The sequence below is a fragment of the Hymenobacter ruricola genome, assembly GCF_015694525.1.
In the GTDB taxonomy this organism is placed as follows: Bacteria; Bacteroidota; Bacteroidia; order Cytophagales; family Hymenobacteraceae; genus Hymenobacter; species Hymenobacter ruricola.
The window spans coordinates 85,609-107,231 of record NZ_JADQDM010000017.1; the positions used below are offsets into that span (position 1 = coordinate 85,609).

General features: G+C 68.2%; 14 protein-coding genes and 1 riboswitch. Of the genes, 11 read left to right on the top strand and 3 right to left on the bottom strand.

What is annotated here, in order from left to right:
* The first annotated feature begins 8 nt into the window (after positions 1-8).
* Entirely contained in the window at positions 9-1,100 is a 1,092-nt protein-coding gene (locus I2H31_RS21490; protein WP_196295116.1) for a lysylphosphatidylglycerol synthase transmembrane domain-containing protein, read from the top strand.
* A gap of 131 nt (positions 1,101-1,231) precedes the next feature.
* On the opposite strand, the gene I2H31_RS21495 is transcribed toward I2H31_RS21490, so the two are convergent.
* The gene (locus tag I2H31_RS21495; RefSeq protein WP_196295117.1) at positions 1,232-1,651 is read right to left on the bottom strand and encodes a hypothetical protein; all 420 of its coding nucleotides are present in this window, start codon (positions 1,649-1,651) and stop codon (positions 1,232-1,234) included.
* A 183-nt stretch (positions 1,652-1,834) separates the two neighbouring features.
* Between I2H31_RS21495 and I2H31_RS21500 the strand changes: the two genes are divergently transcribed.
* From I2H31_RS21500 to I2H31_RS21515, 4 genes are all read left to right on the top strand, one after another.
* Positions 1,835-2,125 carry a LysM peptidoglycan-binding domain-containing protein gene (locus tag I2H31_RS21500; RefSeq protein WP_196295118.1) on the top strand — a complete coding sequence of 97 codons (291 nt, stop codon included), beginning with the start codon at positions 1,835-1,837 and terminating at the stop codon, positions 2,123-2,125.
* A 295-nt stretch (positions 2,126-2,420) separates the two neighbouring features.
* Positions 2,421-2,536: riboswitch (SAM riboswitch) on the top strand.
* A 387-nt stretch (positions 2,537-2,923) separates the two neighbouring features.
* Entirely contained in the window at positions 2,924-4,303 is a 1,380-nt protein-coding gene (locus I2H31_RS21505) for an O-acetylhomoserine aminocarboxypropyltransferase/cysteine synthase family protein (RefSeq protein WP_196295119.1), read from the top strand.
* 336 nt (positions 4,304-4,639) lie between these two features.
* Positions 4,640-5,668, top strand: a complete 1,029-nt coding sequence (locus I2H31_RS21510; RefSeq protein WP_196295120.1) for a homoserine O-acetyltransferase family protein — start codon at positions 4,640-4,642, stop codon at positions 5,666-5,668.
* 204 nt (positions 5,669-5,872) lie between these two features.
* Entirely contained in the window at positions 5,873-7,135 is a 1,263-nt protein-coding gene (locus I2H31_RS21515) for a homoserine dehydrogenase (RefSeq protein ID WP_196295121.1), read from the top strand.
* A 95-nt stretch (positions 7,136-7,230) separates the two neighbouring features.
* On the opposite strand, the gene I2H31_RS21520 is transcribed toward I2H31_RS21515, so the two are convergent.
* Both I2H31_RS21520 and I2H31_RS25540 read right to left on the bottom strand, forming a co-directional pair.
* Positions 7,231-8,481 carry an alpha/beta hydrolase gene (locus I2H31_RS21520; RefSeq protein WP_196295122.1) on the bottom strand — a complete coding sequence of 417 codons (1,251 nt, stop codon included), beginning with the start codon at positions 8,479-8,481 and terminating at the stop codon, positions 7,231-7,233.
* 117 nt (positions 8,482-8,598) lie between these two features.
* Positions 8,599-11,550 (bottom strand): alpha/beta hydrolase fold domain-containing protein, encoded by a 2,952-nt coding sequence (locus tag I2H31_RS25540; protein WP_196295123.1) that lies wholly within the window; start codon positions 11,548-11,550, stop codon positions 8,599-8,601.
* 265 nt (positions 11,551-11,815) lie between these two features.
* Here I2H31_RS25540 and I2H31_RS21530 point away from each other — a divergent pair, with 265 nt between their 5' ends.
* From I2H31_RS21530 to I2H31_RS21555, 6 genes are all read left to right on the top strand, one after another.
* A complete protein-coding gene (locus tag I2H31_RS21530) occupies positions 11,816-12,724 on the top strand; it encodes a S66 peptidase family protein (protein ID WP_196295124.1) in 909 nt (302 codons plus the stop codon).
* Positions 12,725-12,889: 165 nt separating this feature from the next.
* On the top strand, positions 12,890-13,075 hold the full coding sequence (locus I2H31_RS21535) for a hypothetical protein (protein ID WP_196295125.1): 186 nt from the start codon (positions 12,890-12,892) through the stop codon (positions 13,073-13,075).
* Between the two features lie 231 nt (positions 13,076-13,306).
* A complete protein-coding gene (locus tag I2H31_RS21540) occupies positions 13,307-14,971 on the top strand; it encodes an FG-GAP-like repeat-containing protein (RefSeq protein WP_196295126.1) in 1,665 nt (554 codons plus the stop codon).
* Positions 14,972-15,700: 729 nt separating this feature from the next.
* A complete protein-coding gene (locus tag I2H31_RS21545; protein WP_196295127.1) occupies positions 15,701-16,321 on the top strand; it encodes a hypothetical protein in 621 nt (206 codons plus the stop codon).
* A 351-nt stretch (positions 16,322-16,672) separates the two neighbouring features.
* Positions 16,673-19,414, top strand: a complete 2,742-nt coding sequence (locus tag I2H31_RS21550; protein ID WP_196295128.1) for a beta strand repeat-containing protein — start codon at positions 16,673-16,675, stop codon at positions 19,412-19,414.
* 228 nt (positions 19,415-19,642) lie between these two features.
* The coding region (locus I2H31_RS21555) for a beta strand repeat-containing protein (RefSeq protein WP_394368977.1) at positions 19,643-21,623 on the top strand (1,981 nt) is incomplete at its 3' end.

Here is a 21,623-nt window from a genome sequence, read left to right on the forward strand (position 1 = left end):
TGCCGAGAATGCCCAAGCCCCAACCACCCACCGTTACCGACCACGACGCGCACTTTTTGCAGCGCCTGCGGCCGTCGCGCCTCATTTTGCCGGTGGCGCTGGGGCTGCTGGTGGTGGGCTACCTCTTCTGGCACAACTACAAGCCCGGCGAGCTGGCTCCGCTGGCCCACGCCGATTGGCGCTGGCTGGCCGTGGCCATCCTCGTGCTGGCCGCCCGCGACCTGGGCTACATCTACCGCATCCGCCACATCGCCGAAACCGAGCTCACCTACCGGCAGGCGCTGGATGTGATTGTGATTTGGGAATTTGCCTCCTGCGTGTTGCCTTCGGGCCAGGGCGGCACCGGGGCAGCGCCGTTTATCCTCGAAAAAGAAGGCATCCCCTTGGGCAAAGGTCTGGCCTACATCATGGTCACGGCCCTGCTCGACAACCTGTACTACGTGGTGATGGTGCCGCTGGTAGTCCTCATCGCCGGCGCCGGCCTCTACCCGCACGAGGCCCTGCAAACCGGCTTCGTGGCCACGTTGCGGGTGGCGTTTGGGGTGAGCTATTTGTTTGTGACGCTCTACGCGGGGCTCATGCTATACGCCATTTTCGTCAACCCGCGCTCGGTGCGCCGCCTCATGGTGCGTTTGTTTTCATTGCCCCTGCTGCGGCGCTGGCGGCGCAAAGCCTACCACCACGGCCAGGAGCTGGTGCGGGCGTCCATCCAGCTGCGCGGCAACGGCCCGGCCTACTGGTGGCGCGCCAGCGTGAGCACGGCCTTCGTCTGGACGGCTCGCTACGCCATCATCGGCTGCCTCATCGCCGCCTTCGTGCCCATGGACGCGGGCACGTTCCTGTTCATCTTTGCCCGCAACATCACCTACAAAGTCATCCTGCTGGTGGCCATCACGCCGGGCGGCGCGGGCATTGCGGAGGGCGCGTTCCCCACGTTTTTCGGCAAGTTCATCGGTACGGCCACCATGACGGGCTTCCTGGTGTTTCTCTACCGCATCGTGACCTACTACTTGTACCTCGTGCTCGGGCTGATATTCCTGCCGCGCTGGGTGGCGCGGGTGTTCGGCAAGCGGCCGGCGGCCGGCGCCGTAGCATCGTAGCGCGAACTTTGTAGTTCGCGTGTCCCGCACCGTTCAGACATCGTTCTGCCACGCGAACCACAAAGTTCGCGCTACAAAAAAGCCCCGAACCGCAACGGCCCGGGGCTTTTTTATGGAATCAACTGTGAAAGCTATTCTGCCTCCAGCATTAGGGCGGCGCCGTCGGCCGACTTCAGCGTGAGCTTGTCGTCGGTGAGGGTTTCCACGGCGAAGGTGTTGCTGGTGGTCGAGCCATCGGGGGTCATGGTGATGGTTTTGCCGGCCTGGTCGAAGGTGTATTTGCCGGTCACGGCGCCGCTCGCGCCGGTCATGTTGTAGGTGCCGTTGGCAAAAATGCGGAGCTCCTCTTGCTTTTGCGCGTCGGTTTGCTTCACTTTGTCGCCGGCAGTATCGGTTTCTTTGGCGGTTTTCCACACCTTGCTATCGGTGCCGTACAACATATTCACGCCTTCTACCTTTCCTTTGTCGCTGCCACAGGCCGTGGCAAACAACGACACCAGCAACAACAGACTAGCGAGATAACGGAGCGAAAAAAGAGACTGAAGTTTCATGAGCACAAAAAGAAGAATGGTGAAAGAATGAGAACGCCTGCGGTTGCAAACTCGTCGGCTTACGGGCCGCAAGCAAAAGGGTTTAAGGCGTAACCCCGCCTGAGGTTGCCCGTATAGCTGCCCTGTTAGCCGGCCCCGGGGTCGGCGTTTCCCAAAATTTTCTCCACCAAACTGAACTAATCCATGGGACTCTTTGATTTTCTCAGCGACAAAGGCGAGCAAAAACCCGTAGAGCCCGCAGCACAGCCGGCTGCTGGCGGCACTGATTTTTTCGGAAATGCAGCCGGCGCCGCTCCCGCCACCGCCGGCGATTCGTACACCGTGGTGAGCGGCGACTCACTTTCTAAAATTGCAAAACACCACTACGGCGATGCCGCCAAGTGGCATCAAATATACGAGGCCAACAAGGCCACCATCGGCAGTAACCCTGACCATATCGAAGTCGGTCAGGTGTTAACCCTACCTAGTCTCTAGGTACTTTTTTGCAGAAAAAAGGTGAGAAAAGCCACTCTGTTTCAGGGTGGCTTTTTTGCGTCTGAACGGACCTAAAATCGCCTGTCATCCTGAGCGCAGCGAAGGACCTTCTCACCACTGAACGGTTTGCAGCCGCCAGCGCAGCCGTGAGAAGGTCCTTCGCTGCGCTCAGGATGACAGGCGATTCTGGACCTGAGCAAATTTTTTCACCCCCACCGCTTGCCCGCCAAAAAATTTCTTGCCTACCTTTGCCCTCACCAACCCGGTACTCCCCGCTAGCGGCGGGCAGTTTTCAGTTTTATACAGAAGCGGCGAGAGACTAGGCTCCCTGACCCGCTGGCAACCTTCCTTCCTGTGAAAGGTGCCAATTCCTACCCACCGCGGCTTCGGCCAAGGTGGGGCATATGACGCGAGTGCCATGGAAAATTCTTCTCGTTTCGCTTTTTTCAACCCGATTCCTTCGGCTGCTTTGCGCGCCTCGGTTTCGGGTTTTGCTGTTTCGGCCCGTGGCGGCTGGACGTCCGCTGCGGCCTCGGCGCGCATGCGAATGTGCTGTTGTTGCCCGTGTTGTTGCTAGGCTGATTTCGGCTTAGGCACCCCCTCCCTCCTTTCTGAATTTTTCTGGTGGCTTTTCGTGGCCGGCGCGCGCCCTTTCGGGGCCGGCGCGCGGGCTCGGGCCACCGCTTCAACACGGGCATACCCGGGGGTTTCACCGCGCTTCAAATGCTTCGTTGCAAGCTCATTAGCGCCACATTCATTCACATTATTACGGTTTTCAACTTTCAAACCAGACTCATCATGTCCGCTCAATCCCTGCACTTCGAAACCCTACAACTCCACGCCGGCCAGCAGCCCGACCCCGTCACCGGCTCGCGCGCCGTGCCCATTCACCAAACCACTTCCTACGTGTTCAAAAACGCTGAGCACGGCGCCAACCTGTTTGCCCTGAAAGAGTTCGGCAACATCTACACCCGCCTGATGAACCCGACCACCGACGTGTTTGAGCAGCGCGTGGCGGCGCTGGAAGGCGGCGTGGCCGCGCTGGCCACCAGCTCAGGCCAGGCCGCGCAGTTCATTGCCCTCAACAACATCCTGCAGGCCGGCGACAACTTCGTGAGCACGGCCTTTCTCTACGGCGGCACCTACAACCAGTTCAAGGTGGCATTCAAGCGCTTGGGCATTGAGGTGCGCTTTGCCGACGGCGACAACCCGGCCAGCTTCGAGGAGCTGATTGACGAAAATACCAAGGCCATCTACCTCGAAACCATTGGCAACCCCAGCTTCAGCATTCCGGATTTTGAGGCCATTGCGGCCATTGCCAACCGGCACGACTTGCCCCTGATTGTGGACAACACGTTTGGCGCGGGCGGCTACCTGTTCCGGCCCCTGGAGCACGGCGCGCACATCGTGGTGCAGTCGGCCACGAAGTGGATTGGCGGGCACGGCACCAGCATTGGCGGTGTGATTGTGGACGGCGGCACCTACGACTTTGGCAACGGCAAATTTCCGCAGTTCACCGAGCCCAGCGACGGCTACCACGGGCTGGTGTTCAACGACGTGTTTGGCAAAGGTGGGCCGTTCGGCAACATTGCCTTCATCATCCGGGCCCGGGTGGAAGGCCTGCGCGACTTCGGCCCCTCGCAAAGCCCGTTCAACTCCTTCCAACTGCTCATTGGCCTCGAAACCCTGAGTTTGCGCGTGGAGCGCACCGTGGAAAACGCCCTCAAAATTGCCACTTGGCTGGAGCAGCACCCGCAGGTAGAAAGCGTGAACTACCCCGGCCTGACCAGCAGCCCCTACCACCGCCTGGCCCAGAAATACCTGAAGCGCGGCTTCGGCGGCGTGCTCTCCTTCCGCATCAAAGGCAGCAAGGAAACGGCCACGCAGTTCATCGATAACCTGAAGCTCATCAGCCACCTGGCCAACGTGGGCGACGCCAAGACGCTCATTATTCAGCCATCGGCCACCACGCACCAGCAGCTCAGCGACGAGGAGCAGCTGGCGGCGGGCGTCACGCCCACGTCCTTGCGCCTCTCGGTGGGCATCGAGCATTTCGAGGACATCCAGGCCGACTTACAGGCCGCGTTTGATGCCGTGGGCAACACCGCCAGCCGTCCCGCTGAAGGCGACGCCGTGACTGAGCCCGAGTTGGAGCACGCCCAGCCGCTGGAAGTGTAGGTGTTGGGTGTTGGGGCCTGTCATCCTGAGCGCAGCGAAGGACCTTGTCACCACTGAACGGCTTGCAGTAAATAGTAGTGGCGCAGCGGTGAGAAGGTCCTTCGCTGCGCTCAGGATGACAGGCCCCAACACCCAACACCCAACACCCTAACACCCTAACAACCAATACCCTAACACCCAATACCAAACCGCCGGCCACCTAGACATCTGGCGGCTGTAGAACCGGCCCACGGGCCGGCCCGCTTTCCTGCTTTTTGCTGGGGAAAGATGGGGGTGAGATACCAGGGGCCGGCCTCGTGCGCCGGTTCTACAGCCGCTTTTGTTACTGAGAATCTCATGTTAGACCATATTTTTCACTTGCCCGACCTGCTCCTTGAAAGCGGCGAAACCCTGGCCGGCGCCCACGTGGCCTACCGCACCTGGGGTCAGCTCAGCGAGGACCGCGACAACGTGGTGTGGGTGTGCCATGCCCTCACGGCCAATGCCGACGTGCTGGCCTGGTGGCCGGGCTTGGTGGGGCCGGGCTGCTACTACGACCCCGCCGACTACTTCATCGTGTGCGCCAACGTGCTGGGCTCCTGCTACGGCAGCACCAGCCCGCTCGACGCCGACCCCGCCACTGGCCAGCCGCGCTACCAGCACTTCCCGCTTCTCACCATCCGCGACCTGGTGGCAGCCCACGAGGCCCTGCGCCAGGACTTGGGCCTGACCGACATCCACACGCTGATTGGGGGCTCGCTGGGCGGGCAGCAGGCGCTGGAATGGGCCGTGCAGCGCCCCGATTTGTTCGACCACCTGGTCGTCATTGCCACCAATGCGCGGCACTCAGCCTGGGGCATTGCCTTCAACGAGGCCCAGCGGCTGGCCATTGAGGCCGACCCGACCTACGCCGCCGGCCAGCCCGGCGGGGGCGACGACGGCCTGCGCGCTGCTCGCGCCATCGCGCTGCTCAGCTACCGCAGCTACCCGGCCTACGCCGCCACCCAAACCGACCCCGACGGCGACCAACTGCCGCAGGAGCACCGCGCCAGCACCTACCAGCGCTACCAGGGCGACAAGCTGGTGGCCCGCTTCGATGCCTACAGCTACGTGGCCCTCAGCCGCAGCATGGACTCGCACCACCTGGGCCGCGGCCGGGGCGGCGTGGCGGCGGCCCTGCGCCGCATTGGGGCCCGCACGCTGGTGCTGGGCATCACCTCCGATGTGCTGTTTCCGCTCAGCGAGCAGCGGGAGCTGGCGGCGCATATTCCCGGGGCCATGTATGCGGAGCTGGACTCGCGCTACGGGCACGACGGCTTTCTGCTGGAAACGGCGGGGATTACGCACTTCCTGGAGCGGTTCTACGCGCCGACGTTCGTGCATTGACTTTTAGTATCGCGGCAGCTCGCACAGAAGTGGCCTCAGAGGCTGGAAACGCTTGTCAGCAGCACAAAGACAAAGCGGTGAGCACAACCCATGACTGCTCGGCACAAAACCTGGTGCGTGAGCACAAACGCCACTGCAGCGGCACAAGACTTCGTGGAAGTAACGCCAGCCGCTTTTGCTGGAATTGAAATTAACCTTATTGGGATGAAAAACGAAGAAGCGCCCTTGCGCATCGGCTTGATTGGTTTCGGCTGCGTGGGGCAAGGCTTTTACGACGTCGTGCAACAGCGCCCCGAGCTGGGCTTGGTCATCACGCGCATCGCCGTAAAGAGCCCCGACAAACCCCGAACCCTGCCCGCCGACCGGTTCAGCTTTCAGGCCGATGACCTGGCGGCTGACCCGGCGCTGGACGTGCTGGTGGAAGTCATCGACGACGCGGCCGAGGCCTTCCGGCTGGTGAGCGCGGCCCTGCGCCGGGGCCGCCGCGTGGCCACGGCCAACAAGGCCATGCTGGCCCGCCACCTGCCCGAGCTGGTGCAGTTGCAAGCCGATTTCGGCGGCACGCTGCTGTATGAGGCGGCGGTGTGCGGCAGCATTCCCATCATCCGCACACTCGACCAGTACTTCAGCCACGAGCCGTTGCGCGCGGTGAGCGGCATTTTCAACGGCTCGTCCAACTACGTGCTGACGCGCATGGCGGAGGACGGTTCCGACTACGGCTCCGCGCTGGCCGAAGCCCAGGCCCAAGGCTTCGCCGAAACCGACCCCGCGCTGGACATGGGCGCCTTCGACCCGCGCTCGAAAGCCGTTATTCTGGCCGCGCACGCCTACGGCGTGTTCCTGAACCCCAACGAAGTGCTGAACCTTGGCATCGAAGGCATCGCGGCGGCCGACATTGCCCGGGCGGCTGCGCTGGGCCAGAAAATCAAGGTAGTGGCCGGGCTCTACCGCTTGCCCAACGGGCGCGTCACGGCCGTGGTTACGCCGCAGCTGCTGGGGCCGGAGTCGCCGCTCTATGCCGTAGAGCGCGAGTTCAACGGCGTGGTGCTGGAGGCCGAGTTTGCGGGCCCGCAGTTCTTGCACGGGCGCGGCGCGGGCGGGCACCCCACCGGCTCGGCGGTGCTGGCCGACGTGCTGGCCTTGCGACGCGGCCTGCGCTACGGCTACGCCAAGCGCGCCACGGCGCCCGCCGTGCAGCTGACCGAAGACCTGGTGCTGGACGCCTACGTGCGGCACCCCGACGTAGGCGTGCTGCGCGAGGTGCTGACCTGGCTGGAGCTGGACCCCGAGGCCCTGCGCACCGATGCCCACGGCACCTACGCCACGGGCGCGGTGGCCCTGGAGCAGCTGCAGGCCTGGCGCGCCGAACTGCGGCAACTCGGCGTGTTCGTGGCGCGTACGGGCGAAGTTCGGCCGGCGGCGGTGCCGGCCGATGCCTCTGCCGCGGCCCGGGCGGCGCTGGTGTAATCCGGCGACTACGGCTCGCCTTCTGACGCCGAAAGGGGCGCGGCCCGGGGGAGCCGCGCCCCTTTCGGCGTCAGGTCAGCTTGGTCAGGCGGCGGCTACTTGAACTCCAGGCGCAGCGCGGGCTGGCCGGGAATCTTAAACAGGTAAACTCCGGGCTTCAGGGCATCGCGCAGCAGGTCGACGCTGTGGTCGGCGGGGTTGATGGTGCGCACCACGCGGCCGGCGGCATCAAGCAGCTCGCCTTGCACGGGCAGCAGCAGCTCCTTGGGCAGTATCAGGTGCACGGCCTCGTCGGCGGGGGTGGGGTAGGCCTGGGCGGGCGTGGCAGCCAGCGCGCCGGCTTTCGCCACGGCTAGCACCGTGCCGGGCTGGGCCAGGCTGGGCCGCAGGAAGTCCCGAATGGCGCGGAAGGTGGTGTCGGCGTAGAGCAGGCCGGGGGCGGTGGTGTTCTCGAAGGGAATGTGGCCCGCGTTGCGCAAGGTGCGCAAGGTGTTGCGGATGCCCACCTGCGTGGCGCGGGGGTTCAGGCGGCCACTGCCGTACACGTACTTGGGCGGCAGCGGGGAGCCCACGCTGCCCTGCAAATAGGGCACGGTGGCATCGGCGGTGCCGTGCACGCTGAGCAGCGGGGCGTTGCCGGGCTCGATGAGGCTGGGATTTTCGGTGGCGCCGCTCAGGTTGAGCACGGCCAGCGGGGCGCTGCTGTAGCCGGGGCTGCCGCTGTTGCCCTCGATGCCGCCCAGGGCGGCGATGCCCACGTAGGCGGGCACTTCGCTGACTTTGTCGAGGTAGCCCACTTCGAGCGCGGCGAAAGCCCCGGCCGACGAGCCGCCCACGGTGATGTAGTTGGGGTGCACCCGGTAGGTGTTAGTGGTGGCAGCGTCTTTGCGGAAGAAGCGCACGGCGGCGCGCAGGTCCTGCATGCCCCGGATGGCCGATTTGGCAATGTTCACGCTGTCGAGACCGCCGCTGACGATGGTGCCAAAGTCCAGCAGGCGGTAGTCGATGCTGGCCGTGACGTAGCCCAGCCGGGCAAACTGGGTGCACACTTTTATCATGTAAGCGTCGGTGCGCGAGCCGAGCACGAAGCCGCCCTGGTGGGCGAAGATGATGACCGGCCGCCGGGCCAGCACGTCGCCGGTGGGCTGGTAAATGTCCATCAGCAGCTGCTGGGTGGCGCCGGCCGAATTCACCGCCGAGCCGAAGTTGACGCCCGAAGTCACGGTCACGTTGGCGAAGACGGGCTGGTAGTAGCGCCCGCCGGTGGTGTCGATGCTGACCTGGGCCGAAGCCGGGCGCACGCCCGCCAGCACCAGGGCGGCCAGGAGTAGAAGTAGAGCTTTCATAGTGAACGTAGCTAAGCCAGATGATGAGGAAGCCGTCGGCAGGCCAGCGGCTTCCCTTTAATGATACAACGAAGGTAAAAGACTGGTGTTTAACCAAGCCCAGGTGCCGTGTCCAACCTATTGCACCACCACGCGCCGCACCAGCGGCTGGCCCGCCACGCGCAGGTGCAGCTGGTACACGCCGGGAGCCAGGCCGCGCACCTCCACTTCGCCCGTGAGCAACCTGCCGGTAGCCGTCAGGGGCTGGCGGCGCACGGTCTGGCCCAGGGCATTGGTCAGCTCGGCCACGGCGGGCGCCGCGGCGCCGGCGGGCAGCGGCAGCGCCACGCGGAAGCTGCTGCTGGCGGGGTTGGGGTACACCTGCAGCTGGGCGGCCAGGGCCTGGGCCGGGCTGGTGGCCAGCACGCCGGCGGCGCTCAGTTCCAGGGCAAAGCGGCCCGGGGCGGTGGCACCGGCCACCGTGAAGGCGTAGCGCGTGCCGGCGGCCAGCGGCGTGCGCGTGCCGGTCAGGGCATCGGTGAGGGTGAGGGCGCCGGGAGCGTAGTTGGCCAGCTCGGCGGCGGTGAGGACGTAGGCGCCGGGCTGGGGCACCGTGAGGGCCAGCGGCACCGTGGCGGGCGCGCCCGCCACGGGCAGGCCGTTGATGGCCAGCTCTTCGCCATTGGCCACGGTGGCCAGGTTCAGGCCGCTGGAGTTGGGCAGCTTGGCGGCGTCGTAGGCGGCGTCGGGGGCGGGGGTGGCGCCGGCTTCCTGGTAGAGGTAGGCCTCATCGGCGAGGGCCGGCGTGGCCGCGGCGGCCAGAGTGAGGCGCAGGCGGGGGCGGGCATCCACCGGGCCGCGCTGCACGGTTTGGGTGTTGGCCGCGGCGTAGTTGGTGATGCGGGCGCTCAGGGGGAAGGTGAGCGTGACGGGCGCCGACGCCAGCGAGCGCACGAAAAAGGCCTGCCCCAGCGGAATGGTGGCGCCGCTGCCGCCCACGCCGTTGACGTAGGCGCGGTAGTTGCCGGTGTATTGCGTGTTGCTCACGAAGATGTACATGGCCCCGCTCATGCCGGCGGGCACCGGCACGGCGTCCCAGCTCAGGGCCGAGGCGAAGGGGTTGCCGAGCAGGTGCCAGCCCGCAGTGGGCGTGGCCGCGGCGGACAGCGTCACGGCAATGTCCTCGTTGTTGTGGGTGAGGGGGCCCGACAGCGTCAGGGCCTGGCCGGCCGCCACGTTGACGGCGTAGCCCAGGCCACGCCGCGAGGCAAAGGTGTTGGCCACCACAAACCAGCCCTTGTCGAACTCCGAGTAGCTGGTGGCGGGCGACGTCAGGGCCCGCTGCTGGTCGTAGCCAAACACGTTGGGGAAGGGCGTCACCAAATCAGGCCGGGAACTGCCGTTGTAGCCCGTGGAGATGGACATGGTAAACGCCGGACCGGTCACGTTGACGAAGCCGTTGTAGTCGAACGGCAGGCTCAGGTGCCGGTAACCCAGGCCGCGGTTCACGGAGGGGTCGAGGTAGCGCTGCACGTTGAATCCATTGACGAGCGTGCCCGGGCCCGGCGTGATGAGGGCCGTGCCGCCGGGGCCCGACAGCAGCGTGAGGACCTGCGCGCTGTTGTTGAGCGTACCGCTGGTGGGCAGGAAACGCTGGGCCACGTTCACGGGCTGGCTCAGGGTCAAGGTGTTGCCAGTCACAAGGGCCACTTCCAGCTCGCGTACCGTGGTGGGCAGGCCGTCGCCGGTCACCTGGTTGGCGAAGCCGATGTAGGCATAGTTGGCGTCCGCGCTGAACGTGCGGGTGCCGGTGTTGCGAATGGCCCCGGTGGCCCCGCTGGCGCTAATGCCCGCCGGGTCGCAGATGCTGAGGGCGCCCCCGGCCTGCAGGTCGAAGTTGCCGGGCCCGTCCACCACAAAGCAGTTGGTGTTCAGCGAGCCGGGCAGCTGGCCCGCCGTGCCGCGCACCGTCAGGGTGCCGTACACGGTGATGTTGCCGTCGAGCCGGCCCTGGCCGCCGGTGATGGTGATGTCCTGGTAATCGCCGGCGGCCACGCCGACTACCCCGCTGGTAATAAGCAGGCTCGGGCGGGCGGCCACAAACGGCCCCAGCAGCGGCCGCAGAAAGGCCCGGATGTCGCGGTAGGTGGTGTCGGCGTAGGCCGCCGAGTTGGCGCTGCCGGTGCTGGCGCTCTGCACGGGGTACTGCGGAATGTGGGGCGCTTTGCTGAAGCGGCGCAGCACGTTGGGCACCCCCACGCTGCCGGCGTAGGGGTTCAGCAGGCCGCTGCCGAACACGTACTTGGGTGGCAGTCCCGCCCCCACCCGGCCCTTGAGGTAGGGCACCACGGCGTCGGCGGTGCCGTGGGCGCTGTAGAGGGGCACGTTGCCGGGCTCGATGATGCTGACCGGGCTGGTGGCGCCGCTCAGGTTGAGCACGGCCAGCACGGCGCTGCTGTAGCCGGGGTGGCCGCTGCTGCCTTCAATGTCGGCGGCGGTGAGGTTCAGGTTCGCGGGGGTTTCGCTCACTTTGTCGAGGTAGCCCACTTCCAGGGCCATGAAGCCGCCGGCCGAGGCCCCGCCCACCACAATGCGGCTCGGGCTCACGCGGTAGGTGTTGGCGGTGGCGGCGTCTTCGCGGAAGAAGCGCACGGCGGCGCGCAGGTCCTGCATGCCGCGGATGGCAGCCAGGCTCACGCCGGCGGTGTCGGTGGGGGTGAGCACCAGGAAGGGGTTGAGGCGGTAGTCGATGCTGGCCGTGACGTAGCCCAGCCGGGCAAACTGCGTGCACACGGCCACCATGTACGACTCGGTGCGCGAGCCCGTGACGAAGCCACCCTGGTGGGCGAAGATGATGACCGGCCGCTGCGCCGTGGCGTCGCCCGTGGGCTGGTAGATGTCCATCAGCAGCGGTTGGGGGCGACCGAGGAAGTCGACCGTGGCCCCGAACTGCACGTTGGGCGTGGCGGTGACCCCGGTGAAGACCGGTTGGAAGTAGCGCCCGCCGGTGGTGTCGACCGGCGCTTGCGCGCACGCGGCTTGCCAGGTGCCCAGCACCAGCAGCCACACCAGTAGTAAAGAAGCTTTCATAGAGAAGCGGTTGGGAATAACGAAAGAGATTGAGCCAATGGGCTGACGTAGAAACGGGGTGTAGGGTTGGGCAGCCGGCGGGGCTGGCGTTCCGAAGGTACGAGGTGCGTTATTTGTAACCGCTCTCCCTAACCGGCGTAGGGGCGGGGCCGGCCCCCGCCCGCCGTTGCACGGCATCGTTTAACTGGTGCGCCCGTCCCGGCGGGGGCCCGCCCCGCCCCTACGCCGTTCCATCATCCCGCCGATTATTATCCCGTCCTCTTTCATGTCCGTCCTCTTCCCTCCTGCCCTCCAAGCCGGCCAGCGCGTGGCCCTCGTTTCGCCCGCCCGCAAAATCTCCGCCGCCGAGCTGGCGCCCGCCATCGCCACCCTCGAAAGCTGGGGCCTGGAAGTGGTGCTGGGCGAGAGCATTGCCGGCGACTACCACCAGTTTGCCGGCCCCGACGACCTGCGCCGCGCCGACTTCCAGCGCCAGCTTGATGACCCCGGCATCCGGGCCATCCTCTGCGCCCGGGGCGGCTACGGCACCGCCCGCATCGTGGACGGACTCGACTTCACCGCCTTCCGGGCCGCGCCCAAGTGGGTGGCCGGTTTCTCCGACGTGACGGTGCTCAACAGCCACCTGCTGGCCCTGGGCTACGCCAGCATCCACGGCGTGATGCCGGTGCTGTTTCATCAGGAAGGCGGCGAATTGGCGTTGGAAACCCTGCGGCGGGCTTTGTTCGGCGAAGCTTTCCAGCCCATCACCGCCGCGCCCCACGCCCTCAACCGGACGGGCACGGCCACCGGCGTGCTGGTGGGCGGCAACCTGAGTTTGCTCCAAACCATTACGGGCACGGCCTCGCAGGCGGGCTTCGCGGGCCGCATCCTGTTTCTGGAAGACCTGGACGAGTACCTCTACCACATCGACCGCATGCTGCTGCACCTGCACCGCTCCGGGCAGCTGGCCGGCCTGGCCGGGCTGGTGGTGGGCCACTTCTCGCAGATGCGCGACAACGCCATTCCCTTCGGCGTCACGGCCGAAGAAATCATCGACCGGTATGCGCGCATGTATGATTTTCCGGTGGCGTACGGCTTCCCGGTGGGCCACGAGGCCGATAACCTGGCGCTGACGGTGGGCCAGACCGTGACGCTGACCGTGGACGCGGCGGAGGGCCGGCTGGAGGTCCTGTAGCGTGGACTCTGCGAGTCCGCGCCCGTCAGGAGCAACATCGCACCTGCCGGCAGCAATACTGCGTCCGTCCACCACAACGCTACGCCCCACCAGCACACCCTAACGGCGCGAGCGGGCGCGGACTCGCAGAGTCCACGCTACGTGGCTCGCCCGTCACTTGCCGCCATGCTCCCCCTTGCTACCGGCACGGCCGCCCAGGCCGTGGCCGCTACCGCGGCCCTGCGCCGCTTCAAGCCCACCGCTGCCACGTCCGAAACCATGACGCAGCTTGAGGCCCGGGTGGCCGCCCGCTACGGCCTCACGCCCGCCGGGGCGGCCCAGGTGGGCGGTGAAGTAGCGCGGACGGTGTAGTCCGCGTCCCCACGCCGGTAGCGCCGTTCGGGCGGCGTGGGGTCGCGGACTACACCGTCCGCGCTACTTCCCCTCACACCCGCCGAGGCGGCCCAGGTGGGCGGGGCCCTGGGCGCGCCGGCGGCTATGGGGGCAGAAGCGTAGCTTTGGATACTGGCCCCCGCATCCGGCGGCGCGGGCCGGGGGTTTCTCATCGCCGCCGCCGCCGTCCCCGTGCCCCACATCTACCCCTTGCCCGCTGCCGCCGCGGCCATCCTGCTGCTCACCGCTTCCGGGGGGCCGGCCCGCGCCCAGGCGCCCACTCTCACCGCCCTCACCCCCGCCCCCAATGCCCGGGCCGTGCCGCGCAGCGCCGCCGTGGTGGCCACCTTCAGCCAGCCGCTCACGGCCGCCTCGGCCGGGGCACTCAAGGTATTCAGCGGCCAGCGCGGGGGCCTGCGCGGCAGCGCGGGCACCGTGGCCGGCCCCACCCTGAGCTTTGCGCCGACGGCCTACGACTTCCGCCCCGGCGAAACCGTGCAGCTGACCGTGACCCGGGGCGCGGCCAGCGCCGGCGGCCCCCTGGCCGCGCCCCGGGTGCAGCAATTTACCACGGCCGTGGGCGGCACCGGCCGGGGCACCTTCGCCCAGGGCTTCGACCTGGCCAGCATCAACCAGCCCAACGCGGTGGCCATCGGCGACGTCACGAATGACAACCTGCCCGATATGCTGGCCACCAACCGCAATGGCAGCACCCTGAGCTGGTACTTTGGCGACGGCCGGGGCAGCTACCTCACCCGCGAGGAGCTGGCCGTGGGCATCAACCCCGCCGACGTGGCCCTGGGCGACCTCAACGGCGACGGCAACCTGGATTTCGTGACGGCCAACTCCACCAGCGGCACCCTGAGCGTGCGCCTGGGCGCGGGCACCGGCGTCTTTGCCCCGCCGGCCGGAGTGCCCGAGCCCGTGGTGGGCGGCAACCCCACCGGCCTGGCACTGGGCGACCTCGACGGCGACGGCGACCTCGACGTGGTGGTGACCGGCAGCAACGGCATTTCCCTGGTCTGGCTGCTCAACGACGGCGCCGGCAACTTCGGCCCGCGCCTGGTGCTGGGCGGCAACGGCGACGCCGGCGACGTGGCCCTGGCCGACGTGGACAACGACGGCGACCTGGACGCCCTGACCGCCAACGGCGGGGGCCTGGTGGGGGTATATTTCAACCCGGGCACCGGCGCGTTTGGCTCGCTCCTGAACCTGCCCCTGAGCGGCGGGCCGGCGCGGCTGGCCCTGGGCGACCTGGACGCCGACGGCCTGCCCGACGTGGCGGTGTCGTGCAGCTCGGCCGGCACGGTGTGCCTTGGCCACAACCTCGGCGGCGGGCGGTTCGCGTTCGGCCAGGCACTCACCGTGGGGCCCATGCCGCGGGGCGTGGTGCTGGGCGACGTGGACGCCGACGGCGACCTGGACCTGGCCGTGGGCACCTTCATCGGCCAGCGCCTCGGCATCTGGGCCAACGACGGCGCCGGGGTGTTCAGCAGCCTCAGCACGCAGCCGGCCAGCGGCAACCTCGACGGCCTGGCCCTGGGCGACCTGGACAACGACGGCGACCTTGACCTGCTGGCTACTTCCTTTGGCACCAATACGCTGCTTTCGCGCCTCAACGACGGCACCGGCCCCCTGGCCCTAGCGGCAGCCCCCGCCCGTCCGGCCCTGGCCGTGTACCCCAACCCGGCCCACGGCCAGGTGCAGCTCCACCTGCCCACCGCCGCCCGGGCCGAGCTGCTCGATGCCCTGGGCCGGGTGCTGCGCACGGTGCCCGCCCCGGCCGGCACCGCCACCCTCGACGTGGCCGGCCTGGCCCCCGGCCTCTACCTGGTGCGCGCCGCCGGCCAGGTGGCCCGCCTGGTGGTGGAGTAGTTCCCCACCCTTGCCGAGGCCGCCCGGGCGCGAGGTGCCTGCCAGAAGGCAACCGGAGAAACACCCGCGGGAGTGCGGCGCTCACCCGAACGACGCCAAAGAGGAACGAGCAAGAGGGAAGCGCCCGCTGGCCTGGGACCCGCCCCAGCCAAAATAATTTCCGCAAACGTTTGGGGGAGTAGCGGCGCTGCTTATATTTGGCGCATCTCCCTGACTTTCGTGCCCGTAGCCCGCGCTACGCTGCGTCCGGCCGGGGCCTTGTCCTGCCTAGCTCTACCCGCGCCGTGTTGCCCTTGCCCCTCCCCCGCCGCCCGGCGGCTTTGGCTGTTGCTTTCGCCCCGCTTCGCGGCCGGCGCCGCGGCCTCGGGGGCAGCTCCTATTCTTTCGGGGGCTTTCCTTTCCAACGTTTAGGACGTCGCTTCCCATTCGAGGGGTGGCGCTTTCAACGCGTAGGAAGGCGTGTCCACAACGTTGGAAGCGGCTTCCCATGCGTTGGAAAGAGCTTCCTAAACGTTGGAAGCGCCGTCCACAACGTTAGAAGGCGCTTTCTAAACCTTGGTAGTGCCGTCCACGACATTGGAAGCTCCTTCCAACGTTTAGAACGCGCCTGGCTACGCGTCGGCTACGGGGCGGGCCGCCACCGGGGCGCCGTGTGGTGACGAAGAAACCGGGTGCCTCGCGGCCTGCGGGCCACTTTTCGCATGGTTTTTCTTCATCCCCGCTTTTGTTATGGCTTCCCGCAAACTCATCACCAATTTCGACAACGTTCCCAAGATGGAAATCGGGCCCCTGGCCCAGAACTGCCTCACCAATACGCTGGGCAACGCCCGCTTTCCCAACGCCAAGCCCCAGACTGACGCCCTGACGGCCGCCCTGCCGCCCTACCTGGCCGCCGCCAGCATTCTGCACCCCACCCCCACCCAAACGGCCGAGCTGGCCCAGCTGCGCACGGCCCTGAATGCCGCCCTGAGCGCCGTGGCCCAAATGGCCAACCTGCTCTACCCCGACGACGAGGCCGCCCTGCTCTCCTCCGGCTTGGCCCTGAGCAAGGAGCGTGAGCGCCACACCACCCTGGAAGCCCCCGGCAAGTTCCACCTCGTGGACGGCCCCGCGCCCGGCACCCTCTGCGCCAAGGCCAAGCGCCCGCCCCACGCCGTGGCCCTCAAGTACCTCTACACCCTCGACCCCACCCTGCCCGACATCGAGTGGTACGTGGTGGTGGTGCGCGACGGCGACGCCCTCATCAGCCAGTGCAAATCGGGCGACCGGGTGTATGTGAAAGTAGCCGCCGTGGGCGGCGACACCGACCAACAGCCCTTCACCGACGTGCTGAGCCGCATCGTGCAGTAGGGGCGGGAGGCGGTGGGGGGCGGCTGTCATCCTGACAGTTGAAACCTGTTTGTGCCCTTCTCTTTCTCCACCACTGCAACAGCCGCCGTTCCCGGGAGGAACGGCGGCTGTTTTGCGTCTGGCGCGCGGGCGGGCATTCCACTCACGCACTTATTTCTGCATCTGGCGCCGTCGTGGCTACCACTCGCGACATTTTCCGGCGCGGCGGGGGCCACCGCCGGACCTTTGCCAGAATGGGCGCCGCTCTTTTTAATGGGCGGCCGGCCAAACGGGCTGCCTGGGGCGGCCCCAGCGGCCGGCCGCGCAGAGCGGGCGGCACCCGGGCTTTTTTCTTTATTCTTTTCCTTGTTTATGTTCTTTGTTACGCGTTCCTTTTTCCGGCTCGGCTGGCTGCTGGCCGTCGTTCTCTGCGGCCTGGCCCGGCCCGCGCTGCACGCCCAGGCCGCCGGGCAGCCCTACGTCACCAACGGCACGGTGAACGCCGTGCTGCGCGACGGCAACACCGTGTACGTGGGCGGCAGCTTCACGCAGGTGGGGCCCAGCGTGCCCTACGGCGTGGCCACGGCCACGGCCTCCGGCCTCCCCGCCACGGCCGCCGCCCGCCCCAACGGCCCCGTGTACGCCGCCGTGGCCGACGGGGCGGGGGGCTGGTACATCGGCGGCGCCTTCACCCGGGTGGGCAGCAGCGCCCGCAACAACCTGGCCCAGATTGACGCCAGCGGCGCGGTCACGGCCTTCAACCCCGACGTGAACGGGCCGAGTGCGAGCACGTCCGTGCGGGCGCTGCTGCTGTCGGGCAGCACGCTCTACTTGGGCGGCAATTTTACTGCCGTGGGCGGCACGGCCCGCTACGGCCTGGCCAGCGTGGACGCCGGCACCGGGGTTCCCACCTCATTTGCGCCGGTTGTCGGCGCCAGCTTTGGTTTCCCCACCGTGTATGCGCTGGGCCTGAACGCGCCGGGCACGGTGCTGTATCTGGGCGGCAGCTTCGTTGGGGTGGGTGGCCAGCCGCGCAACAACGCCGCGGCCATCACCATCAGCACCGGAGCGGTCACGGCCTTCAACCCGAACCCTACCAACAGCTCCGGCTTCTCTCCCTACACGGGGGTCTACGCCCTGGTGGTGTCGGGCACCACGGTGTACCTGGGCGGCGGGTTCGACCTGCTGGGCGCCACTGCGTCTACCGTTCGCTCCAACCTGGCCGCCGTCAACGCCACCTCGGGAAACGTCAACACCGCGTTCAATATTGGAGTCGCTGGCCTTTACGTCAAATCCCTGTTTTTGAATGGCACGACGCTGTACGTGGGCGGCAACTTTTATTCAGTTGACGCAACCAGCCGCAACAACCTGGCCGCGGTCAACACCAGCACCCGGTCATTGGTGGCGGGCTTCAACCCGAACGTGAACTCCGAAGTCGACGCGCTGGCCGTGTCGGGCAGCACGCTCTACCTGGGCGGCGACTTCACCACCGTGGGCGGCACCACCCGCAACCGGGCCGCGGCCGTGGATGCCGGCACCGGCGTGCTGGCCGCCGGCTTCAACCCCAACGCCAATAACCCCGTCCTGGCCCTGGCCGTGGCGGGCAGCACGGCCTACCTGGGCGGCAGCTTCACCGGCCTCGGCGGCAGCACGCGCAACAACCTGGCCGCCCTCGACGCCACCACCGGCACGCCGCTGGCCGGCTTCGACCCGAACGTAAACAGCACCATCTACGCCCTGCAGCAGGCGGGCGGCACGCTCTACCTGGGCGGCAATTTTACTACCGTGGGCGGCACGGCCCGCAACCGGGTGGCCGCCGTGGACGCCGGCACCGGCGCGCTGGTGCCGGACTTCGACCCCAACGTCAACAGCTACGTCTACACCCTGGCCCTGTCGGGCAGCACGCTCTACCTGGGCGGCGAGTTCACCAACGTGGGCGGCACGGCCCGCAACCGCATTGCTGCCGTCGACGCCGGCACCGGCGCGCTGCTGGCCGGTTTCGACCCCAACGCTAATAACTACGTCCAGGCCCTGGCCGTGGCGGGCAGCACGCTCTACCTGGGCGGCAGGTTCACCAGCGTGGGCGGCACCGCCCGCAACCGGGTGGCCGCCGTGGACGCCGCCACCGGCGCGCTGGCGGCCGGCTTCGACCCCGGTGCCAACAACATCGTCTTTGCCCTGGCTCTATCGGGCAGCACGCTCTACCTGGGCGGCGAGTTCACCACTGTGGGCGGCACCGCCCGCAACCGCATCGCCGCCGTCGACGCCGGCACCGGCGCGCTGGCGGCCGGTTTCGACCCGAACGCCAACGACATCGTCTATGCGCTGGCCGTGGCGGGCAACACCCTGTACCTGGGCGGCAACTTCACCACCGTGGGCGGCACGGCCCGCCGCCGCATCGCCGCCCTCAGGGCCAGCACCGGCGCCCTGACGTCCGGCTTCGACCCCGGCGCCAACGCCACCGTCCTTGCGATTGAGTCCGCGGGCAGCAGCCGGGTGTACTTCGGGGGCGTGTTCAACGAGGTAGGGGGCAACTCGCAAAGCGGCCTGGCCGTGGCCGATGCGGCCGTGAATGCCCCCTTGCCGGTCCGGCTCACCGCCTTCACGGCCGTGGCCGATGGCCCGGCCGCCGTGCGCCTGGCCTGGGCCACGGCCACCGAGCAGCACAGCAAAGCCTTTGAGGTGGAGCGCAGCCTGGACGGCACCACGTTTGAGCGCCGGGGCACGGTGGCCGCCGCAGGCAGCAGCTCGGCGGCCCGCCGCTACGCCCTGCTCGATGACCGGCTGCCCGGCGGCGCGGTCACGCTCTACTACCGCCTGCGGCAAGTGGACACGGATGGCACGTTCAGCTACTCGCCCGTGCGCACCGTGGGCCTGACCGGCGCGGCCGAAGGCTTGGCCCTGTTCCCCAACCCGGCCCCCAACGGCGCGGCTACCCTCACGGGCGCGCAGCCCGGCACGGCCGTGACGGTGCACGACGCGCTGGGCCGCCCCGTGGCCACCACCATGGCCGACGCCACCGGCACGGCCGCGCTGGTGCTGCCGGCCGGGCTGCCGGCGGGCGTGTACGTGGTGCGCGCCGGCACCCGCGCCCTGCGCCTGACCGTGGAGTAAGCCCGCCCGGTTTCCGACACGAAAGCCGCCGCTGCTCCCCCCGGGGCGGCGGCGGTTTTTACTTCCGGCGGGGCCTGCAATATGACATCTTTATGTCATACCGGGGCGCTGGTTTGGGGCGTAGCTTTGTGGCGATTGCCGAAGTCGGCACTCTTTTTTTACTGGGCATCAGCAGCGGTTGCTTTCGTCTTGGCCTTCTCCCCGGACGTGGCACTCCCGACTTGTTGCATGATGCACTTCTACCCCCTGGCCGCGCGCGCGGCCCGCACGGCCCTGCTGGGCAGTTTCCTTTCGCTGCTGGCGTGGCTGCTGCCGGGCACGGCGCTGGCGCAGGCCCCCGTATGGGCCGGCGCCACCAGCGGCAACAACTTCCAGCCACCCACGGGCGGCACCTCCACCACGCGCGCCGTGGCCACCGACCCGGCCACGGGCAACGTGTACGCCACGGGCTCCTTCGCGGGCACCGTCACCTTCGGCAACACCCGCCTGGTGAGTGCGGGCAGCAGCGACGTGTTCGTGGCCAAGTGGGACGTCACGGCTCAGGCCTGGACCAGCGCCGTGAGCGGCGGCGGCACCAACCTCGACCAGGGCCTGGGCATTGCCGTGAGCAGCGCCGGGGGCGTGGCCAGCGTGTACGTGACGGGCTCCTACCAAGGCACCGCCACCATTGCCGGCACTCCCCTGACCGCCGCGGGCCTCACCGACGCGTTCGTGGCCAAATACACCGACCCCGGCACGGGCCTGGCCACCACCAACGGCGGGGCCGTGAGCGGCGGCGGCAGCGTCGGCACCAACCAGGGCCTGGGCATTGCCGTGGGCAGCGCCGGGGGCGTGGCCAGCGTGTACGTGACGGGCTCCTTTAACACCAGCACCACCATCGCCGGCACCCCCCTGACCGCCGTGGGCAGCACCGACCTGTTCGTGGCCAAGTACACCGACCCCGGCACGGGCCTGACGAACACCAACGGCGGGGCCGTGAGCGGCGGCAGCAGCGGCGCCGACCAGGGCACCGGCGTGGCCGTGAGCAGCGCCGGGGGCGTGGCCAGCGTGTACGTGACGGGCTCTTACAACGCCAGCGCCACCATCGCCGGCACGGCCCTGACCGCCGCGGGCGGCAGCGGCCAGGACGTGTTCGTGGCCAAATACACGGACCCCGGCACGGGCCTGAGCACCACCAATGGCGGGGCCGTGAGCGGCGGCGGCACCGGCATCGACGCGGGCCAGGGCGTGGCGGTGAGCAGCGCCGGGGGCGTAGTGAGCGTGTACGTGACGGGTTACTTCACCACCAGCGCCACCATCGCCGGCACGGCCCTGACCGCCGCGGGCGGCCAAGACGTGTTCGTGGCCAAGTACACCGACGCCGGCACGGGCCTGACGAGCACCAACGGCGGGGCCGTGAGCGGCGGCGGCAGCGCCGGCAATGACCAGGGCACTGGCATTGCCGTGGGCAGCGCCGGGGGCGTGGCCAGCGTGTACGTGACGGGCTACTTCACCACCAGCGCCACCATCGCCGGCTCGTTTCTGACCGGGGCGGGCAGCCTCGACGTATTTGTGGCCAAGTACACCGACCCCGGCACGGGCCTGGCCACCACCAACGGCGGGGCCGTGAGCGGCGGCGGCACCGGCACCGACCAGGGCTACGGCGTGGCCGTGAGCGGCAGCAGCGTGTATGCGGGGGCGGTGGTGGGCACCGGAGTGGCCGGCTTCGGCAGCAGCCCCGTGCGGCGCGCGCCCGTCAGCTCGGCGGTGCTGGCCCGGCTCGACGCGGGCACGCTCGGCTACCTGGGCATTGAGGGGCCGCTGCAAGGGGGCATCTCCTCCACGCTGGCCGTGGCCACCGACCCGGCCACGGGCAACGTGTACGCCACGGGCTACTACTCGGGCACGGTGGCCTTCGGCAACACCCGGCTGGTGAGCGCGGGCAGCGACGACGTGTTTGTGGCCAAGTGGGACGTCACGGCCCAGGCCTGGACCAGCGCCGTGAGCGGCGGCGGCGGCACCAGCATCGACCAAGGCAAGGGCGTGGCCGTGAGCAGCGCCAACGGCGTGGCCAGCGTGTATATCACGGGCTACTTCACCACCAGCGCCACCATCGCCGGCACGACCCTGACCGCCGCGGGCAGCCTCGACGTGTTCGTGGCCAAGTACACCGACCCCGGCACGGGCCTGAGCACCACCAACGGCGGGGCCGTGAGCGGCGGCGGCACCG